Source organism: Pollutimonas bauzanensis (assembly GCF_900129885.1).
In the GTDB taxonomy this organism is placed as follows: Bacteria; Pseudomonadota; Gammaproteobacteria; order Burkholderiales; family Burkholderiaceae_B; genus Pollutimonas; species Pollutimonas bauzanensis.
This window is the reverse complement of sequence record NZ_FQXE01000023.1, coordinates 24,809-46,570: the sequence shown is the minus strand read 5'-3', so window position 1 is coordinate 46,570 and position 21,762 is coordinate 24,809. Positions and strand designations below refer to the sequence as shown.

21 protein-coding genes are annotated in these 21,762 nt (G+C 64.9%); 15 read left to right on the top strand and 6 right to left on the bottom strand.

Annotated features, from left to right (window positions below):
• The first annotated feature begins 2 nt into the window (after nucleotides 1-2).
• The 3 genes from BUB23_RS25165 to BUB23_RS25155 all read left to right on the top strand — a co-directional run bounded on the left by BUB23_RS25165 (nucleotide 3) and on the right by BUB23_RS25155 (nucleotide 4,760).
• A complete protein-coding gene (locus BUB23_RS25165) occupies nucleotides 3-2,216 on the top strand; it encodes a TonB-dependent siderophore receptor (RefSeq protein ID WP_073109868.1) in 2,214 nt (737 codons plus the stop codon).
• Between the two features lie 50 nt (nucleotides 2,217-2,266).
• A complete protein-coding gene (locus BUB23_RS25160; protein ID WP_073109866.1) occupies nucleotides 2,267-3,787 on the top strand; it encodes a methyltransferase regulatory domain-containing protein in 1,521 nt (506 codons plus the stop codon).
• A 106-nt stretch (nucleotides 3,788-3,893) separates the two neighbouring features.
• The gene (locus BUB23_RS25155) at nucleotides 3,894-4,760 is read left to right on the top strand and encodes an alpha/beta hydrolase (RefSeq protein ID WP_245801385.1); all 867 of its coding nucleotides are present in this window, start codon (nucleotides 3,894-3,896) and stop codon (nucleotides 4,758-4,760) included.
• Here the strand turns inward: BUB23_RS25155 and BUB23_RS25150 are convergent.
• Nucleotides 4,757-5,374: an OmpW/AlkL family protein gene (locus tag BUB23_RS25150; protein ID WP_073109860.1), complete on the bottom strand. Its 618-nt coding sequence runs from the start codon at nucleotides 5,372-5,374 to the stop codon at nucleotides 4,757-4,759. The two genes, BUB23_RS25155 and BUB23_RS25150, sit on opposite strands and share 4 nt — an antisense overlap.
• Nucleotides 5,375-5,490: 116 nt before the next feature.
• Between BUB23_RS25150 and BUB23_RS25145 the strand changes: the two genes are divergently transcribed.
• The 3 genes from BUB23_RS25145 (at nucleotide 5,491) to BUB23_RS25135 (ending at nucleotide 8,006) form a co-directional block, all read left to right on the top strand.
• Nucleotides 5,491-5,925 (top strand): DUF3293 domain-containing protein, encoded by a 435-nt coding sequence (locus BUB23_RS25145; RefSeq protein ID WP_178372398.1) that lies wholly within the window; start codon nucleotides 5,491-5,493, stop codon nucleotides 5,923-5,925.
• Nucleotides 5,926-6,120: 195 nt separating this feature from the next.
• A complete protein-coding gene (bioB, locus tag BUB23_RS25140; protein ID WP_073109854.1) occupies nucleotides 6,121-7,107 on the top strand; it encodes a biotin synthase BioB in 987 nt (328 codons plus the stop codon).
• 50 nt (nucleotides 7,108-7,157) lie between these two features.
• Nucleotides 7,158-8,006 carry a hypothetical protein gene (locus tag BUB23_RS25135; protein WP_073109850.1) on the top strand — a complete coding sequence of 283 codons (849 nt, stop codon included), beginning with the start codon at nucleotides 7,158-7,160 and terminating at the stop codon, nucleotides 8,004-8,006.
• 27 nt (nucleotides 8,007-8,033) lie between these two features.
• On the opposite strand, the gene BUB23_RS25130 is transcribed toward BUB23_RS25135, so the two are convergent.
• Together BUB23_RS25130 and BUB23_RS25125 are read right to left on the bottom strand one after the other, a co-directional pair.
• Nucleotides 8,034-9,341: an MFS transporter gene (locus tag BUB23_RS25130; protein ID WP_073109845.1), complete on the bottom strand. Its 1,308-nt coding sequence runs from the start codon at nucleotides 9,339-9,341 to the stop codon at nucleotides 8,034-8,036.
• Between the two features lie 31 nt (nucleotides 9,342-9,372).
• On the bottom strand, nucleotides 9,373-9,879 hold the full coding sequence (locus BUB23_RS25125; RefSeq protein ID WP_073109841.1) for a peroxiredoxin: 507 nt from the start codon (nucleotides 9,877-9,879) through the stop codon (nucleotides 9,373-9,375).
• A gap of 246 nt (nucleotides 9,880-10,125) precedes the next feature.
• On the opposite strand from BUB23_RS25125, the gene BUB23_RS25120 reads away from it, so the two are divergent.
• The 6 genes from BUB23_RS25120 to BUB23_RS25095 all read left to right on the top strand — a co-directional run bounded on the left by BUB23_RS25120 (nucleotide 10,126) and on the right by BUB23_RS25095 (nucleotide 13,620).
• Nucleotides 10,126-10,521 (top strand): hypothetical protein, encoded by a 396-nt coding sequence (locus tag BUB23_RS25120; RefSeq protein ID WP_073109836.1) that lies wholly within the window; start codon nucleotides 10,126-10,128, stop codon nucleotides 10,519-10,521.
• Between the two features lie 93 nt (nucleotides 10,522-10,614).
• Nucleotides 10,615-11,112, top strand: coding sequence for a cyclic pyranopterin monophosphate synthase MoaC (gene moaC / locus BUB23_RS25115; protein ID WP_073109831.1), 498 nt, complete (start codon nucleotides 10,615-10,617; stop codon nucleotides 11,110-11,112).
• Nucleotides 11,090-11,344 carry a MoaD/ThiS family protein gene (locus BUB23_RS25110; RefSeq protein WP_073109827.1) on the top strand — a complete coding sequence of 85 codons (255 nt, stop codon included), beginning with the start codon at nucleotides 11,090-11,092 and terminating at the stop codon, nucleotides 11,342-11,344. Before moaC ends, BUB23_RS25110 begins: the two co-directional genes overlap by 23 nt.
• 3 nt (nucleotides 11,345-11,347) lie before the next feature.
• Nucleotides 11,348-11,815, top strand: coding sequence for a molybdenum cofactor biosynthesis protein MoaE (locus BUB23_RS25105; protein ID WP_073109822.1), 468 nt, complete (start codon nucleotides 11,348-11,350; stop codon nucleotides 11,813-11,815).
• Nucleotides 11,816-11,824: 9 nt separating this feature from the next.
• Entirely contained in the window at nucleotides 11,825-12,349 is a 525-nt protein-coding gene (gene moaB / locus BUB23_RS25100; RefSeq protein ID WP_073109818.1) for a molybdenum cofactor biosynthesis protein B, read from the top strand.
• Between the two features lie 65 nt (nucleotides 12,350-12,414).
• Complete coding sequence (locus BUB23_RS25095) at nucleotides 12,415-13,620, top strand: molybdopterin molybdotransferase MoeA (protein WP_073109814.1); 1,206 nt, start codon at nucleotides 12,415-12,417, stop codon at nucleotides 13,618-13,620.
• A gap of 16 nt (nucleotides 13,621-13,636) precedes the next feature.
• Here the strand turns inward: BUB23_RS25095 and mobA are convergent, their stop codons facing one another.
• Genes mobA through BUB23_RS25080 form a run of 3 tightly spaced genes read right to left on the bottom strand, consistent with a single transcriptional unit; the run spans nucleotide 13,637 to nucleotide 16,472 of the window.
• The gene (gene mobA / locus BUB23_RS25090; protein WP_084136250.1) at nucleotides 13,637-14,251 is read right to left on the bottom strand and encodes a molybdenum cofactor guanylyltransferase MobA; all 615 of its coding nucleotides are present in this window, start codon (nucleotides 14,249-14,251) and stop codon (nucleotides 13,637-13,639) included.
• Nucleotides 14,248-15,342 (bottom strand): GTP 3',8-cyclase MoaA, encoded by a 1,095-nt coding sequence (gene moaA / locus BUB23_RS25085; RefSeq protein ID WP_073109808.1) that lies wholly within the window; start codon nucleotides 15,340-15,342, stop codon nucleotides 14,248-14,250. Before moaA ends, mobA begins: the two co-directional genes overlap by 4 nt.
• A complete protein-coding gene (locus tag BUB23_RS25080; RefSeq protein ID WP_073109801.1) occupies nucleotides 15,339-16,472 on the bottom strand; it encodes a substrate-binding domain-containing protein in 1,134 nt (377 codons plus the stop codon). The genes moaA and BUB23_RS25080 overlap by 4 nt, the downstream gene beginning before the upstream one ends.
• Nucleotides 16,473-16,675: 203 nt before the next feature.
• Here BUB23_RS25080 and BUB23_RS25075 point away from each other — a divergent pair, with 203 nt between their 5' ends.
• The 3 genes from BUB23_RS25075 to fdhF are packed head-to-tail and all read left to right on the top strand — an operon-like array spanning nucleotide 16,676 to nucleotide 21,707.
• Nucleotides 16,676-17,182: a formate dehydrogenase subunit gamma gene (locus tag BUB23_RS25075; protein WP_073109799.1), complete on the top strand. Its 507-nt coding sequence runs from the start codon at nucleotides 16,676-16,678 to the stop codon at nucleotides 17,180-17,182.
• Nucleotides 17,179-18,750, top strand: a complete 1,572-nt coding sequence (locus BUB23_RS25070) for a formate dehydrogenase beta subunit (RefSeq protein WP_073109796.1) — start codon at nucleotides 17,179-17,181, stop codon at nucleotides 18,748-18,750. Before BUB23_RS25075 ends, BUB23_RS25070 begins: the two co-directional genes overlap by 4 nt.
• Nucleotides 18,751-18,761: 11 nt before the next feature.
• Nucleotides 18,762-21,707 (top strand): formate dehydrogenase subunit alpha, encoded by a 2,946-nt coding sequence (fdhF, locus tag BUB23_RS25065; RefSeq protein WP_084136249.1) that lies wholly within the window; start codon nucleotides 18,762-18,764, stop codon nucleotides 21,705-21,707.
• Nucleotides 21,708-21,762: the final 55 nt, after the last annotated feature.

The window sequence follows — 21,762 nt, the reverse complement described above, 5'->3', positions numbered from 1 at the left end:
GCATGCCCGCCACTCATTTCCCCTTGCAATACGCGAGCGCCGCAGTCGCTCTGGCCCTGTCCGGCGCCGCGCTGGCCCAGACCGGCGCGCAGGCCCAGGGCGCGTCCCAGGTCCATGAAATGGAAACCATCCAGGTGCTCGGCACCGCCGAGGAAGAAATCAAGGAATCATTGGGGGTGTCCGTCATCACCGCCGAAGAGATCGCGCGCCGCCCGCCCGTCAATGACCTCTCCGACCTCATCCGCCGCGAGCCGGGCGTGAACCTGACCGGCAACAGCGCCAGCGGCGCGCGCGGCAACAGCCGCCAGATCGACATACGCGGCATGGGCCCGGAAAATACCTTGATCCTCATCGACGGCAAGCCCACGACCTCGCGCAATGCAGTGCGCTATGGCTGGAACGGCGACCGCGATACGCGCGGCGACTCCAACTGGGTGCCCGCCGAAGAGGTCGAGCGCATCGAAGTCATACGCGGCCCCGCCGCCGCGCGCTATGGCTCGGGCGCGATGGGCGGCGTGGTGAACATCATCACCAAGCGTCCGACCGACAAGGCCAGCGGGTCCATCACCTATTATCACAACCAGCCGGAAGACAGCAAGGAAGGCAACACCAACCGCGTCAACATGCATTTGTCCAGTCCCATCACGGACACGCTCAGCATGCGGGTTTACGGCAACTACAACAAGACCCAGGCCGATGCGCGCGACATCAACGCCGGCAGAGCCCCTGCCGGCGTCACCGGCGACCCGAGCACATCGGGGCGCGAGGGCGTCGTCAACAAGGACATGAACGCGCTCTTCTCATGGCGGCCCGACCGCAGCAACACCGTGGACCTGGACCTCGGCTTCAGCCGCCAGGGTAATCGGTATGCGGGCGACACCATGAACAACGCCAACAGCGAATTCTCCGACAGCCTGTACGGGGAAGAAACCAATGTCATGTACCGCGAGAACTTCGCGCTGACGCACCGCGGCGACTATGAATGGGGCACATCGCGCGCGTCGCTCGGGTACGACTACACGCGCAATGCGCGGCAGGCGGAAGGCCTGGCGGGCGGACCGGAAGGCGCGCCGACGGACCTGGGATGGGACACGGCAAGACTGAAAAACCTGCGGGCCGCCGGGGAAATCAACCTGCCCTTCGACCTGGGCTTCAAGCAGGTTGCCACCGTGGGCGCGGAATGGCTGCGCGAGACCCTGGACGACCCATCCGGCACGCGGCAAACTTATACCAGCGGCAGCATCGGCAACACGGGCCAGGGCAACCGCGACCCGAAAACAGAACAAGACAGCTATGCGATCTTCCTGGAAGACAACATCGAAGCCGGCGATCGCACCACATTGACGCCGGGTGTGCGCCTGGATCACAGCAGCGAATTCGGCAGCAACTGGAGCCCCAGCCTGAACGCGTCGTTCGACGCCACGGATACCTTGCGGCTCAAAGGCGGCATCGCGCGCGCCTACAAAGCGCCCAATCTGTACCAGTCCAACCCCAATTACCTGCTCTACAGCATGGGCAACGGCTGCCTGGCTTCCGAGACCAATTCGCAGGGCTGCTACCTGGTCGGCAACGAGGACCTGGCTCCCGAAATCAGCGTCAACAAGGAAATAGGCTTCGAGTACGACCCAGGAACCTGGCGCGCCAGCGCGGCCTATTTCCGCAATGACTACAAGAACAAGATCGTGGCCGACACCAGCGTGCTGTACCGCCTGCCCAACGGCGCTCGCGTGCTGCAATGGTCCAACAGCGGCAAGGCCGTGGTCGAAGGCGTGGAAGGCAATCTGTTCCTGCCCCTCACGCCCAGCCTGGACTGGAACACCAACTTCACCTACATGATAGAGTCCAAGAACAAGTCCACGGGCGAACCGCTTAGCGTCATTCCCGAATACACCATCAACAGCACGCTGGACTGGATCTATAGCTCCAAGCTGTCGTTCCAGGCCAACGTCACTTATTACGGCAAGCAGACAGGCCCATCGTTCAATGTGCGCACCGGGGAAGCATTGACCGGCGAGGCGCTCGACACCATCAGCCCCTATGCGCTGGCCGGCTTGAGCGCGGGCTATGAAGTCAACAAGAACTTGCGCTTTCGCGTCGGCGTTGCCAATCTGTTCGACAAGAAATTATATCGGGAAGGCAATGCCAGTTCGGCGGGAGCGGCCACCTATAACGAACCAGGGCGGGCTTATTACGCTACCATGACGGCTTCGTTCTAAGCAGGGGCGGCACACCCCCTAACCGAGGCCCGCGCAGCGGCTTACCCAAGATGCAAGCTGACCTGGACGGCTATACCGGCGAAGTCGGCTATGCCGAACGCTTCCACCGCGGCACCGCGCCCGCCTGGCTGCACTTCGTGGCCGGCGGCCTGGGCCGCAGCGCCCCCGACCCGTCGCGCCCCTACCGCTGGTGCGAACTGGGCTGCGGCCCGGGGCTGGGGGCCGCCCTGCTGGCCGCCGCCAACCCGCATGCCGCCTTCCATGCGGTGGACTTCAACCCCGCCCATATCTCGGCCGGCCGGGCCTGGGCCGCCAGCGCGGCGCTGGGCAACCTGAGCTTCCAGCAGAGCAGTTTTGCCGACCTGGCGCAGGCGCCCGCGGGGCAGCGCGAACCCTACGACTATATCGTCCTGACAGGCGTCTACGCCTGGGTTTCGCCATCCAATCAGCAGGCCATACGCGCATTCGTGCGGCGCTTCCTGGCGCCCGGCGGCCTGGTGTACCTGAGCTACCCATGCTATCCGGGCATGACCGAAATGGTGCCTGTACGTAACCTGCTGCGCGAATATGCGCGCGCCGCGGATGGCGATGCCCCCCGGCGCGCCGCCACGGCGCTGGCGCAATTGCGGGCGCTGGGCCATGCCGGCGCCCCCTGGCTGGCCAGCCGTCCCGAGCTGCTTGGGGCGCTGGATGACGCCGCCGGCCGCGACCCGGCATACCTGGTCCACGACCTGCTGGCCGAGCACTGGCAAGTCCAGCATGTGGGGCAGGTCGTAGGCGACTGGACTGATGGCGGCTGCTCCTGGCTGGGCGCCGCCCAGCCGGCTGACAATATCGACGCCATCGCCCTTCCCGCGCAAACCGGCCCGCTGCTGGCCGGCCTGCCGGGTGCCGCGCTGCGCGAGAGCGCCAGGGCATTTGCCGCCAATCAGGCGTTGCGCCATGACATTTACCAGCGCGTTGGCGGTCCGCCGCGCCTGGACGAGCCGGCCCATCGCCAGGCGCTGCTGCGGCAGCGCCTGCACCGCCTTCCCGCGCCGCGGGATCAGGCGGCCGACGCGCGGGCCCTGGCTGCCGTATCGGCACCCTATTTCGGCCCCTTGCGCCAGGCGCTGGCGCGAGAGGCCATCCGCTATGATCGCTGCGCCGCGTGGCCGTCCTATGCGGCGCAGCCCGGCGAACTGAATGCGGCCTTTCAACTGCTGGCAGGCGCCGGCATAGCCCATCCGATACTGCACGCTGCGCCCGATCCCCGGCCGGCGCAGGCGCTGAACCTGGCCTTGTGCCGCGCCGCCTTGCAAGGCCGGCCGATACAATGGCTGGCAGCGCCGGCCCTGGGCAGCGCCATCAGCGCCAGCCTGGCGCAGATGGCGGCCTGGCTGGCGCTGCATGAAGGCGCCGGCAGCGGCGCCGCACCCATCGCCGACCGGGCCTGGCAGGCTTGGCGGCGCCTTTCGGCGGCGCTGCCGGCCAGGCCGACAGCGGCCTTCGCCCACGCGCTGGCGGACTTTGAAAACGAGGTGCTGCCCTGCTGGCTCAGGCTGGGAGTGGCGGCCGATCGCCGGCCCTGAGCCGGCTTATCCCTACCGGCCTTTATCCATGCAAATTGTTCATTCCCGCCGCCGCGCGATGCCGCTCTCCCTTGCCACATTCTTCTTCATATGCTGGGCGCTGCTGATGGCAGCGCCCGCCGCGACGGCCCGGCCGAGCGAAAGCGCGGGCGTTCCGCCGGCCCAGCTGCGCGCGCAATTGGGCCGCCTGGGCGTGGTCCAGCAAATCGTGCTGCCGCGCGGCGATGGACGGCGCGCGCTGCGCCTGTATCTAGCCTACCCCCAAGGCGCGGCGCCGGCGCAAGGCTGGCCGGTGCTTTATATGCTGGACGGCAATGCGGCCTTCCAGGCGCTGGCGGCGGCCGGACGCGGCGATCTGGCCCGCCGCGCGGTGCTGGTGGGCATAGGCTATGACGTGGAGGCTCGCCTGGATGGCGATGCGCGGGCTTGGGACTACACGCCGCGCCTGCCTGGCGCCGGCGACGACGGCACGCCCGATCCCCGGGCGGCGCAGCGCCGCAATGGCGGAGCGGATGCCTTGCTGGACCTGATCGAGCTGCGCATCAAGCCCCTGGTGCGCGCCGCCGCGCCCGTCGATGACACCCGCCAGACCCTGTATGGACATTCCTACGGCGGCTTGTTCGTGCTGCATGCATTGCGCGCCCGGCCGGGCGCCTTCCAGCGCTATGTGGCGGCCAGCCCGTCCTTGTGGTGGCACGCCCCCTTTATGGCGCAAAGCATGCTGTCGCTGGATGCCGCGCCATGTTGCGGCAAACATCCAGCCGAACTGCATCTGATGGCGGGCGCCGCCGAAAGCCTGCGTTCGCCCGGCGCAGCCCCGCGCGCCACCGCGGGCGACCTGCGCAGCCTGGCTGCCGTCCTGGCTGGCAGGCCAGGACTGCGAGTGGATTATCGCGAATTTCCAGGCCTGGGCCACGGCGCCATGCTTCCCGCCTCGGCGATCGCCGCCGCCGAAATCGCGGGCCGGCCCTAGAAGCGGTAGCCGACGCCGACCGTGGCGACCCACGGGTCGATCTGGGCCTTGCCTATCCGCTGGCCGTTCAGTTTCACTTTCGAGGAAATGTCGATATAGCGCATATCGGCGTTCAGGAACCAGCGTTCATTCAGCTTGACATCGACGCCCACCTGCCCGGCCAGGCCCCAGGAATCGGCCAGGTCCAGATCGCCCAGCGAACTCTTGGTGCTGAAGAAAGTGGTGTAGTTCAGGCCCACGCCCACATAAGGCTGCACCCGGGCATCGGGCAGGAAGTGCCATTGCAGGCTGAGCGTGGGCGGCAGGTGCTTGGTGGAGCCGATATTGCCCACGCCCTGGGCGCCGATATCGTGCTTGAACGGGAAGGCGCCCAGCAGTTCGACCCCTATATTGCGGGTCGCCATATAGGTCAGGGTGAAACTGGGGCGGGTGCTGTTGCCGACGTCCAGTTGCACATTGCCCAGGACATCGCCATTATCGGACTTGGGCTTGACATGCGTAACGCCGGCTTTCAGCAGCCAATCCCCGGCTTCATGGGCCGCCGCCGGGGCCGCGGCGAAAGCGCCGGAGGTCACCAGACAAGCCAGGACGACATTGCGTAAACGTAGCTGCATTCTATTCTCCATGTTTGACGTAGGGTTATGTGGGACCATTGTGAAAGGGGAAGCCATGAAGAATTTTGATACATATCAAGCGCCGCCCGCGGCGGCGCCGACTATTGGATTTGCTTTTGATACAGATCAATAAAGCCCTGCTCGCCGCGTTCCAGAACGCCAACTACGCCGTGCATGCGCCCGGCGCCCGCCTCACCCTGCGCATCGGGCGGCACAGCGCCGGGCTGGCCGCGCTGCTGACGCAATACGGCCAGCCCGGCATTGCCATACTCACCGCTTTCAATCCTTGCGCCATCACGGCTTCCGACCATGAAAACCGCCGCGCCCAGCAATCGCTGCGGCGGGCCGTCCGCGCGCTGGGGCTGCCCTGTTTCAATGGAGAAAATAGCGCGGCGGACGGCGACGGGCCTTCCGAGCCCACTGTGGCGGTGCTGGGAATCAGCCGCTCGCAGGGGCAGGCGCTGGCCCGGCGATTTCGCCAGCTGGCTTTCGTATATGCCGATAGGGACGCGGTGCCGGAACTGGTGTGGACCGGGCAGCCGCGGATATAACAATCGGACACAATTCCGCCTGGCGCCGGATTGACGGCTCTTCGACAAGCGATCCAGGCAAATTGCGCGATTATCGGCGAAAATTACGCTAACTACGCTCTTTTACAGTCGTTCGCGCCGCAACATCCATCTTGCCGCGGCCCTGCGCCTAGCCCTACCATAGGCCAGACCTATGGCGCAGCCCCCTAATCGAGCATGATTGTGACCCAGACTACCCTGACACCCCTATCCCCGGCAGCCGCCGCCGTTCCCCGCTGGACCGTGCAAAAAATCGTGGATCTCTATGAGCTTCCCTTCCTGGACCTGCTTTTCCGGGCCCAGACCCAGCACCGCAAGCACCATCAGCCCAACGCGGTGCAGTTGTCCAGCCTGCTGTCCATCAAGACCGGCGGCTGCTCCGAGGACTGCTCCTACTGCCCGCAGTCGGCGCGCTACGACACGCAGGTCGAAGCCGAGCCGCTCATGCCTTTGGCGCAAGTGCTGGAAGCCGCCGCGAAAGCCAAGGAAGGCGGCGCCCAGCGCTTCTGCATGGGCGCCGCATGGCGCTCCCCGACCGCGCGCCAGCTCGACGCCGTGACCGAAATGGTCGGGGCGGTGAAAGCCATGGGCCTGGAAACCTGTGTCACCCTCGGCATGCTCAAGGACGGGCAGGCGCAGCGGCTGCGCGACGCCGGCCTGGACTATTACAACCACAACCTGGATACCTCGCCCGAGTTCTACGGCAACATCATTTCCACACGCATTTACCAGGACCGCCTCGATACCCTGGAGCGCGTGCGGTCCGCCGGGATCAATGTCTGCTGCGGCGGCATCATCGGGCTGGGCGAATCGCGCCGCGAACGCGCCGGCCTGATCGCCCAGCTTGCCAATCTTTCGCCCTATCCCGAGTCGGTGCCGGTCAACAACCTGGTCAAGGTGGAGGGCACCCCCTTGAGCGACACGCCGGCCGTCGACCCCTTCGAGTTTGTCCGTACCATTGCCGTGGCCCGCATCACCATGCCCAAGGCCGTGGTAAGGCTCTCGGCCGGGCGCGAAGCAATGAGCGACACCATGCAGGCCCTCTGCTTCATGGCGGGCGCCGGCTCGATTTTCTACGGCGACATGCTGCTTACCACCGGCAACCCGCAACTGTTGCAGGACAAGGCGCTGTTCGAACGGCTCGGCCTGACCGCAGCCTTGTAAGCACACAAACCAGGCGCCGCGCAGCAAAGCAATAGAAGAACCGGATTTTTATGTATACCTTGATTATCAGCGTGGCGTGCAGCGTCGCCGTGTCGGTGCTGCTGAAAATGGCCCGCCGGCAGAACCTCCAGATCGAGCAGGCCATCGCGGTCAACTACGCGGTGGCGGCCAGCCTGTGCCTGCTCATCCTGCGCCCTCACCCGGCGTCCTTGCTGGACCCAGGCACGCCATGGTGGGTATTGATAGCGCTGGGCGTGCTGCTGCCGGCCATTTTCCTGGCCATGGCCGGCGCCGTGCGCCACGCGGGCATCGTGCTGAGCGACGCCGCGCAGCGGCTTTCGCTTTTCATTCCGCTGATGGCGGCCTTCCTGCTGTTCGGCGAAGCCCTGTCGGGCAGCAAAATGGCCGGAATCGCCGTCGCCCTGGCCGCGCTTGGCTGCCTGCTGGCCCGGCCGCGCCAGGCCGGCGCGGCGGGCGGCAGCGGCACGGCGGTGGCGCTGCTGTTATCGGTATGGGTGGGCTACGGCGCCATAGACATCCTGTTCAAGCAGCTCGCCAAAAGCGGCGCCGTGTTTTCCAGCAGCCTGTTCGTGGCCTTTGCCCTGGCCGGCGTGCTCATCTTCCTGTATCTGCTCGCCCGGCGCACCGCCTGGGCGCGCCGCAATATCGTGGCGGGCGCGCTGCTGGGCCTGCTCAATTTCGGCAATATCTATTTCTACATCCGCGCCCACCAGGTCTTCCCGCAAAATCCCACCCTGGTTTTCTCGGCCATGAACATAGGCGTGATATCGCTGGGCACGCTGGTCGGCGCCGGCCTGTTCAAGGAAAAGCTATCGTGGGTAAATGCGCTGGGCATAGCTCTGGCCATCGCGGCCATCATCGTGCTGATTCCGAAATAAGGTCGCGGCAACCCGTGCCGCGCGCGCTCACGGCGCCGGCATGATTTCCTTCTTCGGGTCCGCATCCCCGTCCTGCACGGGGTCGTGCGACACGTCGCTTTCCAGGTCGACGCGCGGGTCCAGCGCGGCGACCACATTGGAGCTTTGCAGACTGTCGGACATAGGCACGAAATGGGTTGGCGCGTCCTCGCTGCGATTGGCGCCGGTGACCCGCTGCGGCCGGATGAATATCACCAGCACGGCGGCGCTGGCCGAAACGAAGATGAAATAGACGCTGGGATTCAGTTCGCGCATCAACAAGCCGGCAATCAGCGGCCCGACACAGGCCCCCAGCCCATACACCATGTACAGGATGGCGCTCAGGCCGACGCGCCGCTCCGGGTCGACGTTGTCGTTCGCGAAGGCGGCCCCCAGAGGATAAAGGGTGAACTGCAATATGCCGAAGGCGCAGGAAAACAGCAGCAGCGCCCAATACGGAAAGCTCCACCAGCCCCACAAGGGGATGGAAACCACGCACAGGATGAGCGCGTTCACGCGTATCATCCCCACCCGGTCTATGCGATCGGCCAGCCAGCCCACCGGCCACTGGAATACCAGCCCCGATGCCACGGCCGCGGCCAGGAACATGGCGACCTGGTTGCTGGACAAGCCCTGCTTGACCGCATATACAGGCGCCAGGCCATAGAACGCCCCGACTATCGTGCCGGCGACGAACAGCACCGTCAGGGACAGGGGCACCCGCGACAGGTAGTATTTGATCTGTATGGGCGCGGGAACCTGCAGGGCGGGATGCAGGCGGCGCGTCAGGGCGACCGGCACCAGGCACAGCGCCGAGCAGATGGCGACGAAGACCAGCGGCTCGTAGTCGAGCTTGGGAAAAAGCATCAGCGCCAGCTGCCCCAGCACGGTTCCCATGCTGGAGCACACCATGTAGAAGGCGAACACGCGGCCGCGCTGATGGTTTTCCGTCTGTTCATTCAGCCAGCTTTCCAGCACCATGAACTGGGTGACCATGGCGACGCCGGCCACAAAGCGCAACCCCAGCCATACCCACAGGTTGTCCACCAGGGCCAGAGCCAGGACAGTCACCGTGACTATGGCGGCAGTAGCCGCATAGGCGCGTATGTGCCCGACCTGGATGATGACTTTATGGCCTATGCGCGCGCCAAAGACCAGGCCGAGGTAGTAAACCGCGATCAGGGCCCCTACCCATACCTCCGATACGGATACGGCCGTCAGCCGCAGGCCCAGATAGGTGTTGAAGAGCCCCGACCCGACCAACAACAGCAATGTGGCCAGATAAAGCGAAAAAAATGAAGCGATCGTCTTTATCACAAGGGTCGCAGATCCAGGAAGTGAACGAAGACTATGCCAATTGGTCCAGCAGGGTCCGGGCGTCGCTGACTTCAAGCTGGCCGGCCTTCTCGACATTCAGCTGCTTGACGACGCCATCCACGATCAAGGCCGAATAACGCTGCGAGCGCACGCCCAGGCCGCGCGCCGACAAGTCGAAGTCCAGGCCCATCTGGCGGGTCCAGGCCGCGCTGCCATCGGCCAGCATGCGCACACGGCCGTCCACGCCCTGGTCGCGCCCCCAGGCGCCCATGACGAAGGGGTCGTTCACCGCCACGCACCAGATCTCGTCCACGCCCTTGGCCTTGAGCTGATCGCTCAGTTCCAGATAGCCCGGCAAGTGCTTGGCCGAGCACGTGGGCGTGAAGGCTCCGGGCACGGCGAACAGGGCAATGGTTTTTCCCTTGACCAGATCGGCGACCTGGAAATTGTTGGGACCAATGGCGCATGTCTCGGTCGCGGTTTCAATGAATTCGCCCAATGTGCCGTCCGGCACCCGGTCACCGATTTGAATAGACATAAGCGTTCTCCACAGGTATTGCTTATAGAAGGAAAGGCGCCGAAAGGCGCCGTCTGGAACTGCAATCATACGCCGGCCACAAGCCGGTTATGCCGGAACTACATATCCAAATTACAAAACGATCCGGTTCATTAACAGTTTCGTAATGATACGCGCCGAAAATGTGTGGCATCCTAGCACCCAGAAGAAGGCCTTGCCGCAATCCGCAAACAGCCTCGAATCGCTCCGCACAAACAGGAGTTTACTTTGATACTGCCCAAATTATCCGCCGCCATCCTTTCCATGTCGCTGCTGGGAAGCGCGTACGCCGCTTCCCGCCTCGAGCGCGACATCTCCCTCGATCAATGGGTGTTGATGTGCGGCGCGGCCAATGGCGCGGCCGATGCCGCCGGCGCCACCGAAGAAGACCGCCACAAGCACCGCAAGACCGCCAGAAGCCATCTCATGCGCTATGCCGCCGAGCATGGCTACGCATTGAGCGAATTCGACGCCCTGTTCGAGCTCGGCATGCTCGAAGGCAGAAAACTCGTGGCAGCCCGGTCGGCCAGGGGCGGCGCCAAGTTCCAGGCCTTGATGCATGGCTTCCACAGCGATAAAAGCATCCAGTACGGGGATGTGGAAAAGGCCCTGGACACCACCTGAACGCCCGGCTCGCCGCGGGCCGGGCCGGCGGGCTTCCGCCCGCGCAGGAATCGTATATCATAGGACGGTCATCATGTCCTTCGATATACCGCAATGAGCAATACTCCCACGGGCCGCGCCGCACTCAGCCATCTCGACGAATCAGGCCAGGTGCGCATGGTGGATGTCGGCGGCAAAGCCGACACCCGGCGCAGCGCCATCGCCGAAGGCCGGGTCCGCATGGGCGCCGGCGCCTACCAATTGCTGTCGGCCCAGGCCAACGCCAAAGGCGAAGTCCTCAATACCGCCCGGGTGGCCGGGGTGCTGGCGGCCAAGCGCTGCGCCGAGCTCATTCCGCTGTGCCATACCCTGCCCTTGAGCTTCGTTGGCATAGAATTCTTTCCGGACGACGCCACGCACAGCATAGTCATCACGACGACCTGCCGCAGCGACTACAAGACCGGCGTCGAAATGGAAGCCATGATGGCATGCAGCGTCGCGGCCCTGACCATTTACGATATGTGCAAGGCCGCCGACAAAGGCATAGTGCTCGAACATATCAGGCTGCGCTACAAGTCGGGAGGCAAAAGTGGCGAATGGCACAACGATTAAGGTCCTGTATTTCGCGCAGGTGGCCGAACTGACCAGAATCCGCGAGGAACAGTGGCCGCTGGCCCGGGCGCTGACGGGCGCCGACTGGCTCGCCCAGCTGGAATCCCGCTACCCGCAACTGGCCCCCGTCAAACGGCTCAAGCTCGCCGTCAACCAATATCACGTGGGCCACGACCGCCTCATCGAACCGGGCGACGAGGTCGCCGTCTTCGAGCCGGTTACCGGAGGATAGGCCATGGTCATCGTACAGGAAGCCGATTTCGACGCCGCAGCCCTGGCGGCGCGCCTGCGCAGCGGCACCGCGGGCAAGGCGGGGTCTATCGTCAGCTTTACCGGATACGTGCGCGACTACGCCGAAAACGCCCCCACGCGGTCCCTCTTCCTGGAGCACTACCCCGGCATGTGCGAACGGGAAATCGAAGCGCTGTGCGCCGCCGCGCAATCGCGCTGGAATGTGCTGGACTGCGTGGTGGTGCATAGGGTCGGCGAATTGCGCCTGAAGGACCAGATCGTCTTCGTCGCCGTGGCCAGCGCGCATCGCGGCGACGCGTTCGCCGCCTGCGAATACCTTATCGACGCCCTGAAAACCCGCGCCCCTTTCTGGAAACGCGAGACCCTGGCCAGCGGCGAACAATTCTGGGTCCAGCAGCACGAAGCCGACCAGCATAAAACCGAACAATGGGACACGCCCAGCCAAGCCTGAAGGACATCGATGAGCAAAGCCGACACCAGCAAGCCAGCGGTTTCATTGAACTGCGCCGTTCTCACCATTTCCGACAGCCGCGACGCGTCCAGCGATACTTCCGGCGACTACCTGGCCGACAGCCTGGCGGCGGCCGGGCACCGCTGCGTGAAACGCGCCGTCAGCCAGGGCAATCTGTACCAGCTGCGCAAAGTCTTCAGCGACTGGATCGCCGACGACGCCATACAAATCATCCTGGCCAATGGCGGCACGGGCTACACCCACGGGAAATCCACCGCCGCCGCCGTCATGCCGCTGCTGGACCTGACCTTCGCCGGCTTCGGCGAACTGTTCCGGCACCTGTCCTACCTGGACATCGGCAGTTCGGCCCTGCAATCCGACGCCTTTGCCGGCTCGGCCAACGATACGCTGGTCTTTTGCATGCCGGGTTCGACCGGCGCCTGCAGGACCGCGTGGGAAGGCATCATCAAGGAACAGCTCGACAGCACGCACCGGCCGTGCAACTTCGGTACCCACTATCTTGCCGGCACATAGGAAAATAGCGCCGGCCGCCCCGCGGCCGCGCTCCGTTTGCAAACCCCTTTTTTTGCGTCTCCGCCATGCTTGATTTCGATGTCGCCCAATCCCGCCTCGCCGCCGCCGGCAAGCCTCCAAGCATCAGCGAAAGCTGCCCGCTGCACGAGGCCCGGGGCCGCATTCTGGCCCAGACCCTGTTCGCCACGCTGGATCTCCCCCCGGCCGACAACAGCGCCATGGATGGCTATGCCATCAATTACGCCGACTACGCCCCCGGCCGGCGCTTTCCGGTCCAGCAGCGCTGCTTCGCGGGCGAACAGCCGCAGGCGCTGCAGCAAGGCAATGCCATACGGCTGTTCACCGGCAGCCTGATACCCGAAGGCGCCGATACCGTGGTGATGCAGGAGGACGGCATCGAAATCGACAACCAGTTCGAGATCAGGCAACTGCCCCCCAAGGGCTCGCACATGCGCCTGCGCGGCGAAGACATACGCACGGGCGACCAGATGCTGCCGAAAGGCAGCCTGATGCGCGCCGCCGAAATGGCCCTGCTGGCATCCCAGGGCTATGCCGAAGTGACGGTTTACGCCCGGCTGAAAGTCGGCATACTGACCACCGGCGACGAACTCATCCAGCCCGGGCAGCCGCGCGCCAACCAGCAGATCTACAACTCCAACGGCACGATGCTGGCGAGCCTGGTCCAGAACATGGGCGCCAGCGTCGTGCACGTGCTGCATGCCATGGACACGCAGGAGTCCCTGCAGGCCGCGTTTTCGACGCTGCTCGCCGATTGCGACTTGATCCTGACCGCGGGCGGCGTGTCGGTCGGCGAAAAAGACCTGGTAAAGCCCGCCATCGAGCAATATGGCGGCACGCTGGACCTGTGGCGCGTCTGCATGAAGCCGGGCAAGCCGGTAGCCCTGGCCCACGCCCATGCCAAGCCCATAGTCTGCCTGCCCGGCAACCCCGTATCGGCCTTCGCGGTTTTCGCCGTGCTGGTGTCGCCGCTGATACGCGGCATGCAAGGGCGCGCGCAGATCACGCCCGATGTGCAATACGGCAGGCTCGCCACCGTCAAGTCATTCAACGACAAGCGCGAAGAATTCCTGCGGGTGCGCGCCGAATTCAATGCCCAGGGCCAGCCGCTGCTCAAGCCCTATGCGCAGCAAGGCTCGGGCATCATCAGCTCCCTGCCCTGGGCCACCGGCTTCGCCCGCATTCCCGCCAATACGGTCGTGCGGGACGGCGACGTCGTGCCCTATTACGACCTGCAGCACTGGCTGGCCTGAAGCGATCGCGCGCCGGCTAGTCCGGCCGGGCCCTGGCGCGCGCCAGATCCTGCGGCGTATTGACATTGAAAAAGGCGTCGCCCGCGCCGTCGAACACGACCGGCACGGCGCCATTGCGCTGCTGCCACAGCTGCACCTTGCGCTCGCCCGCCTGCAGGAAGTCATACAGGCTCTGCCTCAGGCTGCAATGCAGCACCATGCACAGGGGATGCACACCCTGCGCGGTGCTGGCATAGGCAATGCGCGGACCGTCGAGGCCGACCGCGGCGCCCAGGCGCCGCGCCAGATCGGGCGGCGGCTGGAGCACGTCGACGGGCATCACCAGCAGCCAGGAAAACCCGCAGCGCCCCAGCGCGCTGGCGACCCCCGCCAGCGGTCCCGCATAGGCGCCCAGGGCCGGGTCGTCGGGCACCACCGCGCCATATTGCGCATAGGCATCCAGCTGCGTATTGGCGCTGACCAGGATCCGCCCCACGTGGGGCGCCAGGAAACGCCGGGCATGCTCGATCAAGGGCAGGCCGTCGAGTTCCAGCAAGCCTTTTTCCACCGCTTGCGCGTCCGGGGCCGCCCGCATGCGCCGGCCCTGGCCGCCGGCCAGGATAAGACCCGCCAGGTCGCTCCGGGCTATCATCCGCCGATGTAGCTCATTTCGATTTTTTCCTCGGCCTGCGTTGCGCGGCCGCGCAGCTCCGAATAACGATCGTCGCGCGCGGACCATATCCCCGCCAGCCGCGCCGCGATTTCGCCGTCGCCGGCGCCGCCGCGCAACAGAGCCCGCAGGTCATGGCCCTGCGACGCGAACAGGCACAGGAACAACTTGCCTTCGGGCGACAGGCGCGCGCGCGTGCAATCCCCGCAAAACGGCTGCGACATGCTGGTGATAAGGCCTATTTCACCGCCATCGTCGGCATAGCGCCAGCGATTGGCCACCTCGCCGCGGTAGCCGGCCTGCACCGGCTCCAGCGGAAATTCGGCGGCTATCCGTTGCAGGATTTCCGCGCCGGTCAGGACTTCCCGGAGGTTCCAGCCATTCGTGCTGCCCACATCCATGAATTCAATAAACCTCAGGATGTGGCCCGAATGGCGGAAATGGCGGGCCATGGGCAGGATCTGTCCGTCGTTCAGGCCTTTGCGCACCACCATGTTCACCTTGACCGGCAGGCCGACGCGCGCCGCTACATCTATTCCTTCCAGTACCCTTTTGACGCTGACCTGGCTGTCGCTCATGCGTTCGAACATGTGGTCATCCAGCGCATCGAGGCTGACCGTCACGCGGCTCAGCCCGGCGTCCTTGAGAGCCTGGGCTTTTTTCGCCAGCAAGGTGCCGTTGGTGGTCAGCGTCACTTCCAGCGGGCGCCCCTGCGGGGTGCTCAGGCGCGCCAGCATTTCGACCAGCGCTTCCAGGCTTTTGCGCAGCAGCGGCTCGCCCCCGGTCAAGCGGATTTTCTGCACGCCCAGCTGCGCCGCCACGCGCGCGACGCGCGTGATTTCCTCGAAGCTGAGCAAGGCGCCATGCGGCATGAATTCATGGTGGGCGTTGAACACTTCGCGCGGCATGCAATACGTACAGCGGAAATTGCAGCGGTCGGTTACCGAAATGCGCAGATCGCGCAAGGGACGGCGCCTGGCGTCCAGCAACGCCGCGCCCGCCCCGGGCGCCGCCGATGGCGCCGCAGCAATGGCAGCGTAACGGGAGTCCGCATGGAAAATCACTTTGCTCATGGCTTAATCATAAACTCTCTGCGGGCGCTCGGCAGCGATTTCGTGAATGCCGCGCCAAAGGCTTCTTCCAGCGTCTGCACGCTGCCCAGACAGCTGGCGTCATAGCCTACCAGCTGCGCCACATACTCCCGGTACTGCTCGCCCTTCATCAGATCCAGCAGGCGCTGCATTTGCGGCGCATTGAGCGTATCGCGATGGACGGCGAAGAAGTAGCGCTCCTTGGCCAGCGGAATGAACCACAAGCCACAGCGCCATGCCGCCGTCTCGACCCCTATGCCCGCGTCGGCCATGCCGCTGGCGATGTGCGCCGCGATCGCCATATGCGTGAATTCGCTGCTGTCGAAGCCTTGCACCCGCGTGGTGTCGATATTCAGCTGCTTGAGCATCAGTCCCACCAGCGAGCGCGTGCTGGAGCCGATCTGCCGGTTGACGAAACGCACGTCCGGCTTGACCAGGTCGGCCACCGAAGTGATGTTCTTGGGGTTGCCCGCCTGCACGAACATGCCGGTATTGCGTACCGCCAAATGGATGAGCCTGTGCCGGTCCGGATCCAGCCATTCATTGTAGCGCTGCAGGATGGGCGCTTCGAATTCGCCCACCGGCACCTGGAAGCCGGCCAGGTCGCACTCGCCGCGGTCCAGCGACGCCAGCGCTTCGATCGCGGTGCGGTAGCGCAATTCCAGGGGCAGCATGTCCAGGCCGTTGGCCAGCTGCATCAAGCCTTCCACGGCAAAGCCGTGGCTGGCATGCAGGCGCAGGCGCGGCTGGCTTTCGGGATACAGGCGCTCGAGCTCCTCCTGGAGTTCGGACGCCATGCTTTCCAGGGTGGGCATCAGGCGCGCATCGACGCGCCGGTTGGCCCAGATCAGGTGCTGCCCGAACGCGGTCAGCTTGGTGCCCTGCCGGCGCGAGGTTTCGAGCAGCGGCGCCTCGAATTCCTTTTCGGCGTTGCGCAGCAGGCCCCAGCCATGCCGGTACGACACCCCGCAGGCCTTACAGGCGCCGGCGATATGCCCGGTGGCGTCGACGGCGGCAAGCAGCCTGATGACCTCGCTCAAAGGCAATACCGCGCCCGACGGTTTTTCCAGCGCCCATTCGGAACTCAGACGGGCTTTGAATTTATAAGTCATTTATCTCCTCGCCCCATTAGTCTTATTAATATGTTTTCAATTGCATATAAAGAGCGCCCCATATATGTGAATTTTTTCCTATTGATAGAATCACTTATCGAGGGTAGATTACTCTAAATCCAGAATTAATAAATATGCAAATTTATGCATATAAGAGACAAAATATCAATCAGCCTGCCCCTTTACTTTTCAAGGATAGCGCCATGTCCATGCCGCCCGCCGTCAATGACTTCATCCCGCCCGATGCGGCCGTGCAACAGCTTGCGCGCCAGGTGCTGCAGCGCCATGAAGGCCAGCCGGGCAGCCTGCTTCCCATCCTGCACGCCATACAGCATGCCCTCGGCTGCATTCCCGCAGCCGCCGTGCCGGTGCTGGCCGAAGGCCTGCAGTTGTCGCGCGCCGAAATCCACGGCGTCATCAGCTTCTATCCGCACTTTCGCGACACCCCGGCGGCGCCGGTGGTGCTCGAGGTCTGCCGCGCCGAAGCCTGTCAGTCCATGGGCGGCGAGGCGCTGGCCGAATACGCCAGGCACAAGCTGGGCTGTGATTTCCACAGCACGGCCGCCAGTGGCGCCGTCAGCCTCGAACCGGTGTACTGCCTGGGCCTGTGCGCCCAGTCGCCCACGGTCATGATCAACGGCCAGCCCCACGCGCGCATGACGCCGGCCAAGCTGGACCAGCTGCTGCAGGCCGAAGGGGTGTGGAAATGAATCAGGCCATCCGGATTTTCGTCCCCCGCGACAGCGCCGCCATCGCCGTGGGCGCCAATGAACTGGTCCATGCCATTGCCCGGGAAGCGCAGCGCCGCGGGCTCGATATAGACATCGTGCGCAATGGCTCGCGCGGCCTGCTGTGGCTGGAAACCCTGGTCGAGGTCGAAACCCCCGCCGGCCGGGTGGCCTACGGCCCCGTCGAAGCCGCCGATGTCGCCGGCCTGTTCGAGGCCGGCTGGCTGCAGGGCAAGCCGCACCCGCTGGCCCACGGCCTGACCGCGGACATCCCCTATCTCAAGAACCAGGAGCGCCTGACCTTCGCCCGGGTCGGCATCACCGATCCCCTCAGCCTTTACGACTACCAGTGCCACGGCGGGCTGCAGGGTCTGGAAAAGGCATTGGCCATGACGCCCGCCGCCATCGTCGACGCCGTGGTGGATTCAGGCCTGCGGGGCCGCGGCGGCGCGGCCTTCCCGACCGGCATCAAATGGAAAACCGTGATGGCGACCGCCGCCGACCAGAAATACATCGTCTGCAATGCCGACGAAGGCGATTCCGGCACATTCTCCGACCGCATGCTGATGGAAGGCGACCCCTACGCCCTGATAGAAGGCATGGCCATTGCCGGGCTGGCCGTGCAGGCCACCTGCGGCTACATCTATATCCGCTCCGAATATCCCTACGCCATATCCACCATGGAAGACGCCATCGGCCGCGCCCGCGCCGCCGGCTGGCTGGGCGGCAACATCCATGGCAGCGGCCGCGCCTTCGATCTCGAAGTCCGCAAGGGCGCGGGCGCGTATATCTGCGGCGAGGAAACCTCGCTGCTGGAAAGCCTGGAAGGCAAGCGCGGGCTGGTTCGCGCCAAGCCGCCGCTGCCGGCGATACGCGGCCTTTTCGGCAAGCCCACCGTCATCAACAACGTGATCTCGCTGGCCACCGTGCCCGTCATCCTGGCGCGAGGGGCCGATTTCTACCGCGACTACGGCATGGGCCGCTCCAAAGGCACCCTGCCCTTCCAGCTGGCGGGCAACCTCAAGCATGGCGGGCTGGTCGAAAAGGCCTTCGGCATCAGCCTGCGCGAGCTGCTTTACGATTTCGGCGCGGGCAGCGCCAGCGGCCGGCCCCTGCGCGCCATACAGGTGGGCGGCCCGCTGGGCGCCTACCTGCCAGAGTCGCAATGGGATACGCCGCTGGACTATGAATCCTATATTGCCATCTCGGCCATGGTGGGCCACGGCGGCCTGGTGGCCTTCGACGACACGGTGGACATGTCCAGGATGGCCGAGTACGCCATGGAATTCTGCGCCGTCGAATCCTGTGGCAAATGCACGCCCTGTCGGATCGGCGCCGTGCGCGGCACCGAAGTCATCAACAAGATCCGCAACAATGAGCAGCGCGAAGAACAGGTCCACCTGCTGCGCGATCTTTGCGACACCATGCTGGCCGGCTCGCTGTGCGCCCTTGGCGGCATGACCCCTTATCCCGTCCTGTCCGCGCTCGATCACTTCCCCGAAGACTTCGGTCTGCAGCGCACCGTCCCAGCAACCGAACAAGCCGCCTAACGGAGCCTACCATGCTAGAAACTGTCGTTAAACGCGAACGCGATTTTGGCACCCCCGCCTCGACCAGCACGCAAACAGTTCAAATCACCATCGATGGCACGCAAGTGGACGTAGCGGCCGGCAGCTCCGTCATGCGCGCCGCCGCCGAGGCGGGCATCAACATCCCCAAGCTGTGCGCCACCGACAACCTGGAAGCCTTCGGCTCCTGCCGGCTCTGCCTGGTGCAGATCGAAGGCCGGCGCGGCTACCCCGCCTCGTGCACCACGCCGGTGGAGGCCGGCATGGTCATCTGGACCGAAACGCCCAAGCTGCACGAACTGCGCCGCGGCGTCATGGAACTGTATATATCCGACCACCCGCTGGACTGCCTGACCTGCCCCGCCAATGGCGACTGCGAACTGCAGGACATGGCCGGCGTGGTGGGCCTGCGCAATGTGCGCTATGGGTATGACGGCGCCAACCACCGCGCCGACGCGACGGACGAATCCAACCCCTACTTCGCCTACGACCCTTCCAAATGCATAGTGTGCAGCCGCTGCGTGCGCGCCTGCAACGAGGTGCAGGGCACCTTCGCCCTGACCATAGACGGGCGCGGCTTCGATTCGCGCATCACCGCCGGCCAGAAGGACACCTTCCTGGAAAGCGACTGCGTTTCCTGCGGCGCCTGCGTGCAGGCATGCCCCACCTCTTCGCTGACCGAGAAATCGGTCATCATGATGGGGCAGGCCGAACATTCCGTCATCACCACTTGCGCCTACTGCGGCGTGGGCTGCGCCTTCAAGGCCGAAATGAAAGGCCAGGAAGTGGTGCGCATGGTGCCCTGGAAGGACGGCAAGGCCAACCGCGGCCACTCCTGTGTGAAAGGGCGCTTCGCCTGGGGCTATGCCACTCACCAGGACCGCATGCTCAAGCCCATGATACGCGGCGACATTTCCCACCCCTGGCGTGAAGTCAGCTGGGAAGAGGCCATCGCCTACGCGGCCTCGGAACTCAAGCGCATACAGGCCAAGTACGGCCGGGACTCCATAGGCGGCATCACTTCGTCGCGCTGCACCAACGAAGAAACCTACCTGGTCCAGAAGCTGGTGCGCGCCGCCTTCGGCACCAACAACGTCGACACCTGCGCCCGGGTCTGCCATTCCCCCACCGGCTACGGCCTGAAGACCACGCTGGGCGAATCGGCCGGCACCCAGACCTTCGACTCGGTCATGCATACCGATGTCGTCATCATCATGGGCGCCAATCCCAGCGCGGCGCATCCGGTGTTCGCCTCGCGCCTCAAACGCCGCCTGCGCGAAGGCGCCAGGCTCATCGTCATCGACCCGCGCCAGATCGAATTCGTCAATTCGCCGCATATCAAGGCCGATTACCACCTGCCTGTCCGGCCGGGCACCAACACCGCCCTGCTCACTTCCATGGCGCACGTCATCGCCACCGAAGGCCTGGTGGACGAGGCCTTTGTCGCCGAACGCTGCGAAGCCCCGGCATTCCAGCAATGGCGCGATTTCGTGTCGCTGCCGGAAAACTCGCCCGAAGCGATGGAAGCGGTGACGGGCGTCAACGCCCAGGACCTGCGCGGCGCGGCCCGGCTCTTCGCCACCCACGGCAATGGCTCGATATATTACGGGCTGGGCGTCACCGAACACAGCCAGGGCTCCACCACCGTGATGGCCATCGCCAACCTGGCCATGGCCACCGGCAACCTGGGCCGCGAAGGCGTGGGCGTCAACCCGCTGCGCGGCCAGAACAACGTCCAGGGCTCCTGCGACATGGGTTCCTTCCCGCATGAGCTGCCGGGCTACCGCCATATTTCCGACGACGCCGTGCGCGGCCAGTTCGAACAGGACTGGGGCGTCAAGCTGCAGCCCGAGCCCGGCCTGCGCATCCCGAATATGTTCGATGCGGCCATCAGCGGCTCCTTCAAGGGGATGTACTGCCAGGGCGAGGACATCGTCCAGTCCGACCCCGATACCCAGCACGTGGCCAAGGCGCTGGCCTCGATGGAATGCATCATCGTGCAGGATATCTTCCTGAACGAAACGGCCAAGTACGCCCACGTTTTCCTGCCGGGCTCTTCCTTCCTGGAAAAGGACGGCACCTTCACCAATGCCGAGCGGCGCATATCGCGCGTGCGGCAGGTCATGCAGCCCAAGGCGGGCATGGCCGACTGGGAAGTCACCTGCGCCCTGTCCCATGCCCTGGGCTATCCCATGGACTATCGCCACGCCAGCGAAATCATGGATGAAATCGCGCGCCTCACGCCCACCTTCTCGGGGGTTTCGTTCAAGAAAATCGACGAGCTGGGCGGCAGCGTTCAATGGCCCTGCAATGCCGACGCCCCGGACGGCACGCCCATCATGCACGTGGACCACTTCGTCAGGGGCAAGGGCAAGTTCATGATCACCAAATACGTGCCCAGCGACGAGCGCAGCACGCGCAAGTTCCCGCTGCTGCTGACCACCGGGCGCATCCTGTCCCAGTACAACGTGGGGGCCCAGACCCGGCGCACGCCCAATGTGCTCTGGCATAGCGAGGACATGCTCGAAATCCACCCGCAGGATGCCGAAGACCGCGGCATCCGCGAGGGCGATATGGTGGCCGTGCAGAGCCGCTCCGGCGAAACCGTGCTGCGCGCCAATGTCACCGAGCGCGTGCAGCCCGGCGTCGTCTACACGACCTTCCACTTCCCCGAATCGGGCGCCAACGTCGTCACGACCGACAGCACCGACTGGGCCACCGATTGCCCGGAATACAAGGTCACCGCGGTGCAATGCAGGCCGGTCGCCGAGCCGTCAAAATGGCAGGCCAGATGGTCGCGCTTCAGCGATATCCAGCAGAATCTGCTGGATCAGCGCGAGCGTGAAGGAATGGCGGCGCCACAGCCTGCGCCGGTGTCCGCGCCCGCGCCGGTGCCGGCCGAAACCGAGCCGGCCCCCGTGCTGAGTTCGCAGGAATAGGGGCAAGCGTGAGATTCGCGGATATTCCTGGCGGCGACCTTCCTCCCGACTCCCC